Genomic DNA, 8,890 nt, shown 5'->3' with positions numbered 1-8,890 from the left:
GGGGGAAGGCGCGTCAGCGCCTCAGGGGGGGCCCCAGTCAATGCGCCCGCATCTTCGTACGCAGGCGCGCAATCGCCTGGCTGTGCAGCTGGCACACACGCGATTCGGTCACGCCCAGCACGGCGGCGATTTCCTTGAGGTTCATGTCGTGCTCGTAGTACATGCCCATGATGTACTGCTCGCGCTCGGGCAGGGCCTTGATGGCTTCGACCAGGGCCACGCGCAGGCGGTGGTCGCGCAGCAGCGCAAAGGGGTCGGCGCCGCTGTCGGCCACGTGGCGTTCGAGGAAGTCCTCGCCCTCGTCGCCGCCTGACATGTCTTCCAGGTAGACCAGTTGCGTGCCGCGCACCTTGCCCAGCAGCGACTGGTAGTCGTCCAGGTCCATGCCCAGCTCGTCGGCGATCTCGGACTCCAGCGGGGTGCGTCCCAGGCGCTGCTCCAGGCGGTGCAGCGCGTGCTCTATGTCCTTCTGGCTCTTGCGCGAGCTGCGGCTCATCCAGTCGCCCTCGCGCAGTTCATCGAGCATGGCGCCGCGGATGCGCTGGCTGGCGAAGGTCTCGAATTGCACGCCCTGCTCGCTCTCGAAGCGGGACAGGGCTTCGGCCAGGCCGATCATTCCGACCTGTATCAGATCATCAAGCTCCACATTGGGAGGCAGCTTGGCGATCATGTGCAGCGCGATCCGGCGTACCAGGGGTACGTGCCGACGGATCAGTGCATCGCGGTCGAGTTGGCCTTTGGCGGTGTACATGGCAGTCAGTGGCTCCAGGCATGGGATGCAGGCAGCGGTGCGTAGCCGGCGGCCAGGTCCTGGCCGCCATGCGGCAATACGCTGCCCGCATGGTTGAGCAACTGCAGCGCCAGGCGCTGCAGGTCCGGTGCATGGTGCAGGCGCACGGGCAGCAGCCCGGGCGCGTGGCCCAGATGGCGCTGTGCGCAGCGCAGCAGCGCGTCGATCTGTGACTGGCGCCGTTGCGCATCCTCGGCCTGGCTGCGGGCACCGGTCTGTCCGCGGCGCCAATCGTAGCTGGTCACATCCACGGGGTCAGCGCCGGGCAGCAGCGGCGCCAGCAGGCAGCGCAGGCCGGCATGCACGGCCAGCTGCTTGAGCTGGCGGTAGCAGCCCAGCACGCGGGGGCCGTGTTCGGGCAGCACCATCAGCGGGTGCACGGCCTGGCCGGGCAGATTGCGGGCCAGCGTGTCGGCATCGGCATACAGCATGACGATGGCATAGCCGCGCACATGGCGCTGCAGCCATTGCATGGGCGTCATGCCGGCTTGCCGTGCCTGCAGGGGCAGCAGCTCCAGGCCCTGGCGGGCAGGCAGCACGGCCACCGAGCTGTGGCGGGGGTCGGGGTGCAGGCCGGTACGGGCCTGCCAGGCGCTTTGCTGCAGCAGCTGGGCCAGGCCAGGCGCGTCGGCCGCCTCGCCCTGGCTGGCATCGAGCACAAGGACGGGCATGCCCAGGCGCTGCAGGCTGGCGCAGACCGGCCACAGCAGGGATTGCTCGGACTGGCCTTCAGGGTCGGCCGCCGTGTCGCGCAACATGGCCAGCACACGCAGGCTGGACGGTGCTGCGGCGCCGGGCTGGCCGTGCAGGCCCAGGCCCTGGTGCAGTTGGGGGAAGGTCTCAAGCATGGCTGACCTCGCTGTCCATGGTGCTGGGGCTGGACGGGGTGAAGAAGAAGTCCAGGTCCAGCGCCTTGGGATCGAAGGCCGAGCGGGTGGAGGCGCGCATGGAGGCGGAGACCAGCTGCTGCGCATCGGCGCGCTCCCAGTCTTCGGGCACGCGCTGGCCGTTGGTCACGCCGCGCAGCTGCATCTGGTGGCGGATCAGCGTGTCCACCGAGGGGCCCAGCTTCACGGCCTCGTCCACCTTGGTGAGGATGGCCTGGCTGGAGCCGCGTGCCTTGAAGGCCTGCATCACATCGTCCAGCGCATCGCCCTGGCCGGCCGCGTTCACGGCCAGCAGCTTTTGCACGCCGGGCAGGTCCAGCAGGTCCAGGATTTCGTCCTTGCGCGGATCGCGCGGGGCCACGCCCGTGGTGTCGATCAGCACCAGCTGCTTGTTGGCCAGCAGGCCCAGCAGGTCCTGCAGCGCGGCGCGGTCATGGGCCAGGTGGGCGACCATGCCCAGCATGCGGCCGTAGGAGCGCAGCTGGTCGTGGGCGCCGACGCGGTAGGTGTCCAGGGTGATCAGGCCGACGCTGGAGGCGCCGTACTTGGCCGCGCACAGGGCCGCCAGCTTGGCCGTGGTCGTGGTCTTGCCCACGCCGGTGGAGCCCACCAGGGCGAAGACGCCTCCTTGCTCGTACAGCGGCTCCTGGCCGGCGTCGGTGCGCAGATTGCGTTCCAGCACCTGCATCAGCCAGCGCACGGCGTCGCCGGCGGACAGGTCCTGGGGCATGTGCTCGACCAGGGCGCGGGCCAGCACGGGGGAGTAGCCCGCGCGGATCAGCTTGTGCGTGAGATTGGCGTGGATGGGGTTCTGGCGCGTCTGGCCCAGCCAGGTCAGGGTGTTGAAGCGCTCTTCGATCAGGTCGCGCACGGACTGCAGCTCATCGCGCAGCGCCTGGGAGGCCATGGCTGGAGCGGGTTCGCTGCGCAGGGGCTCGCGCAGCGGCGCCTCGGCGCTGGCGCGCAGCGGATTGTGGCGGGCCACGGAAGGCGCGGGCTGTGCCTTGAACGGCTGCTGTGCGGCCATGGGCGCGGCGGCCGGCGCTTCGCGCAGGGCGTCGCCCAGGCTGCGGCGCTGGGCAAAGCTGGGCAGGGGCTCGTCGACGCCGGCCTCGTGACGGCGGCGCAGCATGCGTTCGCGCACGTAGTCCTGGAAGGACAGGGTGCTCATGGCCAGTTGCTCGGTGTCTTCCTGCACGCTCTGGCGCAGGCCGGCGGGCTCGGCACCATCTGCCGACAGCGAGGCTGCCAGCGAAGCCGCCTGTGAGGGCGCCGGCGAAGCCTGCTGTGCCGTGCGCGGCTGGGTATGTGCCTGGATCAGCTGGGCCTGCAGCTGGGGACGCAGGCCCGTGGTCTCCTCGGCCGAGCGGCGCTCGATGGCCTGCTGCAGCGGCGTGCTGCTGGCGGCGGCCTTGCTGTGCTCCAGCGTGTCCTCGGCCGTGGCCATGACCTCGACGCCGTCGGGCGTGCTGCGGTTGGACAGGATCAGGGTGCCCGCTCCGAAAGCCATGCGCGCCTTGGCCAGGGCCTCGCGGGAGGTAGGGGCGTAGAAGCGTTTGATGTTCATGCGGATGCACCTTTAAGAATCGAGCCGATGCGGATGGTGTGCGTCTCGGGGATCTCGCTGTGGGCGAGAACCTGCAGACGCGGCGCCACGCGGCGCACCAGGCGGGCAATGGAGTTGCGGATGGAATCGGGGACCAGCAGGCAGGCAGGCAGGCCCAGCTCTTCTTGCTGGTTGGCCATGTCGGCCGCCTTCTGGGTGAGGATCTCGGCCACGCCGGGATCCAGTGAGGGGGCGCCGGGGTTGGACAGGGCCTGCACCAGCAGGCGCTCGAGTCCGGGCTCGATGGCGATGACGTTCAGCTCGCGGGTCGGGCCGTAGATCTGCTGGACGATGGACGGCGACAGCGCAATGCGCACGCGGCGGGCCAGCTCGACGGGGTCCTGGGTGGTCGAGGAGTGCTCGGCCAGCGTCTCGATGATGGTGCGGATGTCGCGGACGTGCACCGAGTCCTCCAGCAGCAGCTGGAGCACTTTCTGGAACGTCGTGATGGACACCATTTTCGGAATGACTTCTTCGATCAACTTGGGAGCCAGCTTGGCCACATGCTCCACCAACTGCTGCGTCTCGGTACGGCTGATCAGCTTGGCGGCATGCACTTGCATCAAGTGTGACAAATGGGTGGCCATCACGGTTTCCGAATCAACCACGGTAAAGCCTGCCATTTGTGCCGCTTCCTTCTGGCGTTCGTCGATCCAGTGGGCGGGCAGGCCGAAGGCCGGGTCGGTGGTCTGGGTGCCGATCAGCGGGGTGCTGATGCCGCCCGGATTGATGGCCAGGAACATGCCGGGGAAGGCCTCGCCCTCGCCCACCATCACGCCGCGCAGGGTGATGCGGTAGGCGCTGGGCTTGAGCTCCAGGTTGTCGCGCACATGCACGGCCGGGGGCAGAAAGCCCACTTCCTGTGCGAACTTGCGGCGCACGCCCTTGATGCGGGTCAGCAGGTCGCCCTGGCGGCCCTTGTCCACCAGGGTGATCAGGCGGTAGCCCAGCTCCAGGCCCAGCAGGTCCACGGGCTGCAGGTCGTCCCAGGTGGCTTCGCCGTCGCTGGGCGCGGCCACGGGGGCGGGGGGCTGGGTTTGCTGGGCGGCGCGTTCCTGCTGGCGGCGCGAGAGCATCCAGGCCAGCCAGCCCAGCAGTGCGCCCGTGCTCAGGAACACGACGTGGGGCATGCCCGGAATGACACCCAGCAGGCCTAGCACGCCGGCCGTGATGCCCAGCACCTTGGGCGACATGAACAGCTGCTGCGCGATCTGCTGGCCCATGTCGGTTTCCTTGCCCACGCGCGAGATCACCATGGCCGCGGCCACCGAGATCAGCAGGCCGGGGATCTGTGCGACCAGCGCATCGCCCACGGCCAGCAGGATGTAGCTGTCGGCGGCCTGGCCGGCCGACAGGCCGTGCTGGATCATGCCGATGGCGAAGCCGCCGATGATGTTGATCACCAGGATCAGGATGCCGGCGACCGCGTCGCCGCGCACGAACTTGCTGGCACCGTCCATGGAGCCGAAGAAGTTGGCTTCCTCCTGCACCTCGGCGCGGCGGCGCTTGGCTTCCTTTTCGTCGATCAGGCCGGCGTTCAGGTCGGCATCCACGGCCATCTGCTTGCCGGGCATGGCGTCCAGGGTGAAGCGGGCCGAGACTTCGGCGATACGCTCGGCACCCTTGGTGATCACCACGAAGTTGATCACCACCAGGATGGCGAACACGATCAGGCCGACCGCGAAGTTGCCGCCGATCAGGAAGTGGCCGAAGGCCTCGATCACCGCACCGGCCGCTCCGGGGCCGGTGTGGCCTTCCAGCAGCACCACGCGGGTGGAGGCCACGTTCAGCGACAGGCGCATCAGCGTGGTCAGCAGCAGCACCGAGGGGAAGGCCGCAAAGTCCAGCGGCCGGATCATGTAGGCCGCCACCATCATCACCATCAGCGCCACGGCAATGTTCAGCGTGAAGAACGTGTCCAGCAGCCACGGCGGAATCGGCAGCACCATCAGCGCCAGGATGGCCACCACCAGCAGCGGCGCCATCAGGCCCTGGGCGAACCTGGTGTTCTCGCCCGACCACATCGATTGCAGGGATTGGAGCGGATTCGTCGTCATGGAGCAGTACCTTCAGTGGTCGCGGCGGCGGGCGCGCGGCGGCCCTGGTGCGGATCGAGTTCGGCGGGCACGGCGGGTTCGCCGAGATCGCCAGGCATGGGGCCTTCGCCGCGCAGCGCGGCCTTCAGGCGGTAGACATAGGCCAGGACCTGGGCCACGGCCGTGTACAGCGCGGCGGGAATGGCCTGGTCCAGGTCGGCGTGCGCGTACAGGGCGCGCGCCAGCATCGGGGATTCGAGCACCGGTATCTTGTGGGCGCCCGCGACCTCGCGGATCTTCAGCGCCACCAGGTCCGTGCCCTTGGAGATGACCTGCGGGGCGGCCATGGTCTTTTCGTCGTAGCGCAGCGCCACGGCATAGTGCGTGGGGTTGGTGACCACGAAGTCGGCGCGCGGCACGGCGTTGACGCTGGCACGGTCGGCGATCTCGCGCTGCTTCTGGCGGATCTTGCTCTTGATCTGCGGGTTGCCGTCGGACTCCTTGTGCTCCTGCTTGACTTCCTCGTGGCTCATCTTCAGGCGCGACTTGAACAGGTAGGCCTGCAGCGGCACGTCGATCACGGCCATCAGGAACACCAGCAGCAGCAGCAGGGCCACGCCGCTGGCCAGCCACTGCCCGGTCATGGTCAGCGCCATGGCCGAAGGCTGGGAGGAGATGGCGGCGATCTCGGCGATGTGGCTGCTCAGGAACTTCCAGGCCACGAAGGAGAGGATGGCCGTCATCGCCACCATCTTGGCCACGGTCACCATCTGCTGCTTGGAAAACAGATTGGTCAGGCCCGACAGCGGGTTGAGACGGTTGAACTGCGGCTGTATGGGCTTGAGGCTCAGGATCCAGCCGCCGGCCAGCATGCCCGACAGCACGGCCGCTGCCGTGGTCACGGCGGCAACGCCCAGGGAAATCTTCAGGCCCAGGCTGCCCATGGACAGCATGCGCTCCATCATCAGGGCCGGGGTCTTGGCCGTGTGCGCGTCGAACGCCAGTTGCTGGGCCAGCGCCATGCGCAGGTGCTGGATCAGGGGCTCGGCGCCCATCAGCATCATCAGCGCGCCCGTGCCCAGGATGGCCAGGTGGGACAGGTCCCGGGAGCGCGCACCCTGGCCGTCAGAACGCGTTTTCTGCAGTTTGCGTTCGGTGGCTGGCAGGTTTTTGTCTTGGCTGGAGTCCATGGCGCAATGACGGAAGGATTTGCGTCATTGTCGGAACAAGCCGGATGGGCGAAGCCCCGATAAGCAGGGCTCAAGCGGCGCTTATGCGCTGTCTGGGGTGTGGTGCGGCAGGCAGCGGCACGCCGGCAAACCCTTGCCCCGCAGCGGGAAGGGTTGCCGTGCAAATGCCAATGCAAAGGCGCATGGCGCCCCGGGGTGTGTCAGAACCCCAGGCTGGCCAGCAGATCGTCCACCTGGGACTGTGAAGTCACCACATCGGGTGTCTTCTCGGGATCGACCACGGGGCCGGCCAGGTGCTCCTTGGGCTTTTCCAGCGGCTCCAGCGCCGTCTGCTGCGGGTTGGGCGAGGTCTGGATGAGCAGCTGCACCAGCTGGTCCTCCAGGTCGGCGGCCAGCGACACCACGCGGGCGATGACCTGGCCCGTGAGATCGTGGAAGTCCTGGGACATCATGATCTCGGTGAGGTGCTCATCGGCCTGCTGCGTGTCCTGCTCGACCTCTTCGAGGAAGTTCATCACCCGGCCCTTGGCCACGGCCGCCACGGGATCCTCGACCAGCTGCGCGCGCATGGCGCGCACGCGCTCGGCCAGCCGGTCCTGCTGGCTCTTGGCCAGCTCGACACGGTTGAGGACCTTCTCGGCGGCCTCTCCGGTCAGCCGCGCAATGTAGGAAAGGCGGCTTTGCGCATCCGGCAGCTCTCCCATGCTGCCGCGCAATCGGTCCGCATAGCCCAGCTCGTTGAGCGAGTCATGCAGCTGGCGCGTGAGAACGCCTACCTTGTAGTGGACGCTGTCGGGGACATCCGGGTTGCTCATGGCGCGCGCCCTACAGGCCCAGCTTTTTGAGGATCAGGTTGACTTTCTCTTCCAGCGTGGCCTTGGTGAAGGGCTTGACGATGTAGCCTGCCGCACCGCCCTGGGCCGCTGCCACGATGTCCTCCTTGCGGGCCTCGGCCGTCACCATCAGCACGGGAAGGTGCTTGAGTTTGTCGTCCTGCTTGATTTCGGTGAGCAGCTGGAAGCCGTTCATGTTCGGCATGTTGATGTCCGTCACCACGAAATCGAACTTGCTGTTGCGCAGCTTGTGCAGTGCCACGACGCCGTCTTCGGCTTCATCGGCTTCGGGAAAGCCGCTCTCCTTGAGCAGATTGCGCACGATGCGCCGCATGGTGGAGAAGTCGTCAACGATCAAAAAACGCAGGGCATTAGCCACGTGAGGCCCTTTCGGTCGGTAGGTGCTCGGTACTGGTAAGAATCCGCCGCGATGGTAACAATATGAAACCTTCTTGGCGCAATGTGGGAATTTTCCTGCTTTTCGGCAGCATCGGGCTCAAACCTTAATTTGTTACACGATCAGGTGACGCGGGCGCCGAAGGGGCGGCTGCGGCTGCGGGCGCGGCGGCAGCGGGCTGCGCGGCGGTCTCGCCGGCCGTGGCTTCGGCTGTGGCTGCATTCGCGGTGCCGCCGTTGCCGCCGGCCAATGACGGCGGCAAGGCGTTGCGCGTCACGGGCCCACGGTGGCCCAGCAGGCGCTTTTCGGCCTCCTGCGTGAGCACGGTGATGGTGATGCGCCGGTTCTGGGGCGCGCGCGGATCGTCGGGCAGCAGCAGGTCGCTGCTGGCCAGGCCCGTGATGCGTGCCAGCTGGTTCAGGGGCATGCCGGCGGCCACCAGCTCGCGGCGCGAGGCGTTGGCGCGGTCGGCCGACAGCTCCCAGTTGCTGTAGCCGCGGTCGGCATTGCCGTAAGGGGCCGCGTCGGTGTGGCCGGACAGGCTGATGCGGTTTTCCGCGCCTGCCAGCGCCGCGCCCACCTCGCGCAGGATGTCGCGCATATACGGTTTGACCAGGGCGCTGCCGCTGTCGAACATGGGGCGGTTTTGCTCGTCCACGATCTGGATCTGCAGGCCGTCGGGCGTCACGTCGGTGCGGATCTGAGAACGGAATTCGTTCAGGCGCGCATTGCTGGTGATCATCGCGTCCACCTTGGCCTTGAGTGCCTTGATGCGGTTGGAGTCCACCTGGGCCTGATCGGCGCGGCCCGAATCGACGCTGGTGCGCCGGTTGGAGCTGTCGGCCGCCTCGGAGCGCCGTACCTGGCCGTGCACCTTGGCCAGGTCGTTGCCGCCGCCGGGAATCACGCTGGAGCTGTTGCCTGCGCCATCGCCGCCGGCCATCGCCACCTTCAGCGGCGAGGAAAAATACGCCGCGATGCCCTGCAGCTCGCCCTTGGCCGTGGAGCCCAGCAGCCACATCAGCAGGAAGAAGGCCATCATCGCGGTCACGAAGTCGGCGTAGGCGATCTTCCAGGCGCCGCCGTGGGGCGCATGCGCCGTCTTCTTGACGCGCTTGATGATGATCGGCTGTAACTTTTTCTCTGCCATG

8 protein-coding genes are annotated in these 8,890 nt (G+C 67.7%); all 8 read right to left on the bottom strand.

Features of this window, described 5'->3' with window-relative positions:
* Positions 1-37: 37 nt before the first annotated feature.
* The 8 genes from DTS01S_RS23910 to motB all read right to left on the bottom strand — a co-directional run bounded on the left by DTS01S_RS23910 (position 38) and on the right by motB (position 8,889).
* The gene (locus DTS01S_RS23910) at positions 38-751 is read right to left on the bottom strand and encodes an RNA polymerase sigma factor FliA (RefSeq protein ID WP_012202528.1); all 714 of its coding nucleotides are present in this window, start codon (positions 749-751) and stop codon (positions 38-40) included.
* Between the two features lie 5 nt (positions 752-756).
* The gene (locus DTS01S_RS23905) at positions 757-1,638 is read right to left on the bottom strand and encodes a hypothetical protein (RefSeq protein WP_016449286.1); all 882 of its coding nucleotides are present in this window, start codon (positions 1,636-1,638) and stop codon (positions 757-759) included.
* On the bottom strand, positions 1,631-3,244 hold the full coding sequence (gene flhF / locus DTS01S_RS23900; protein ID WP_016449287.1) for a flagellar biosynthesis protein FlhF: 1,614 nt from the start codon (positions 3,242-3,244) through the stop codon (positions 1,631-1,633). Before flhF ends, DTS01S_RS23905 begins: the two co-directional genes overlap by 8 nt.
* Entirely contained in the window at positions 3,241-5,340 is a 2,100-nt protein-coding gene (gene flhA / locus DTS01S_RS23895; protein WP_061289122.1) for a flagellar biosynthesis protein FlhA, read from the bottom strand. Before flhA ends, flhF begins: the two co-directional genes overlap by 4 nt.
* Positions 5,337-6,509 (bottom strand): EscU/YscU/HrcU family type III secretion system export apparatus switch protein, encoded by a 1,173-nt coding sequence (locus tag DTS01S_RS23890; RefSeq protein ID WP_061289118.1) that lies wholly within the window; start codon positions 6,507-6,509, stop codon positions 5,337-5,339. The genes flhA and DTS01S_RS23890 overlap by 4 nt, the downstream gene beginning before the upstream one ends.
* Positions 6,510-6,709: 200 nt before the next feature.
* Positions 6,710-7,324, bottom strand: a complete 615-nt coding sequence (locus tag DTS01S_RS23885; RefSeq protein ID WP_016449290.1) for a protein phosphatase CheZ — start codon at positions 7,322-7,324, stop codon at positions 6,710-6,712.
* Between the two features lie 10 nt (positions 7,325-7,334).
* Entirely contained in the window at positions 7,335-7,721 is a 387-nt protein-coding gene (cheY, locus tag DTS01S_RS23880; protein WP_012202534.1) for a chemotaxis response regulator CheY, read from the bottom strand.
* 124 nt (positions 7,722-7,845) lie between these two features.
* Complete coding sequence (gene motB / locus DTS01S_RS23875; RefSeq protein WP_017404704.1) at positions 7,846-8,889, bottom strand: flagellar motor protein MotB; 1,044 nt, start codon at positions 8,887-8,889, stop codon at positions 7,846-7,848.
* Position 8,890: the final 1 nt, after the last annotated feature.

Origin of the sequence: Delftia tsuruhatensis NBRC 16741 (assembly GCF_001571325.1) — a bacterium.
GTDB classification, from domain to species: domain Bacteria; phylum Pseudomonadota; class Gammaproteobacteria; order Burkholderiales; family Burkholderiaceae_C; genus Comamonas; species Comamonas tsuruhatensis.
Note: the sequence above shows the minus strand (reverse complement) of the source record. Positions and strands in the feature narration are given on the sequence as shown.

Coding starts and splice junctions, on each gene's coding strand:
- DTS01S_RS23910 (WP_012202528.1), bottom strand. CDS start 751: ATGTACACCGCCAAAGGCCAACTCGACCGCGATGCACTGATCCGTCGG.
- DTS01S_RS23905 (WP_016449286.1), bottom strand. CDS start 1,638: ATGCTTGAGACCTTCCCCCAACTGCACCAGGGCCTGGGCCTGCACGGC.
- flhF (WP_016449287.1), bottom strand. CDS start 3,244: ATGAACATCAAACGCTTCTACGCCCCTACCTCCCGCGAGGCCCTGGCC.
- flhA (WP_061289122.1), bottom strand. CDS start 5,340: ATGACGACGAATCCGCTCCAATCCCTGCAATCGATGTGGTCGGGCGAG.
- DTS01S_RS23890 (WP_061289118.1), bottom strand. CDS start 6,509: ATGGACTCCAGCCAAGACAAAAACCTGCCAGCCACCGAACGCAAACTG.
- DTS01S_RS23885 (WP_016449290.1), bottom strand. CDS start 7,324: ATGAGCAACCCGGATGTCCCCGACAGCGTCCACTACAAGGTAGGCGTT.
- motB (WP_017404704.1), bottom strand. CDS start 8,889: ATGGCAGAGAAAAAGTTACAGCCGATCATCATCAAGCGCGTCAAGAAG.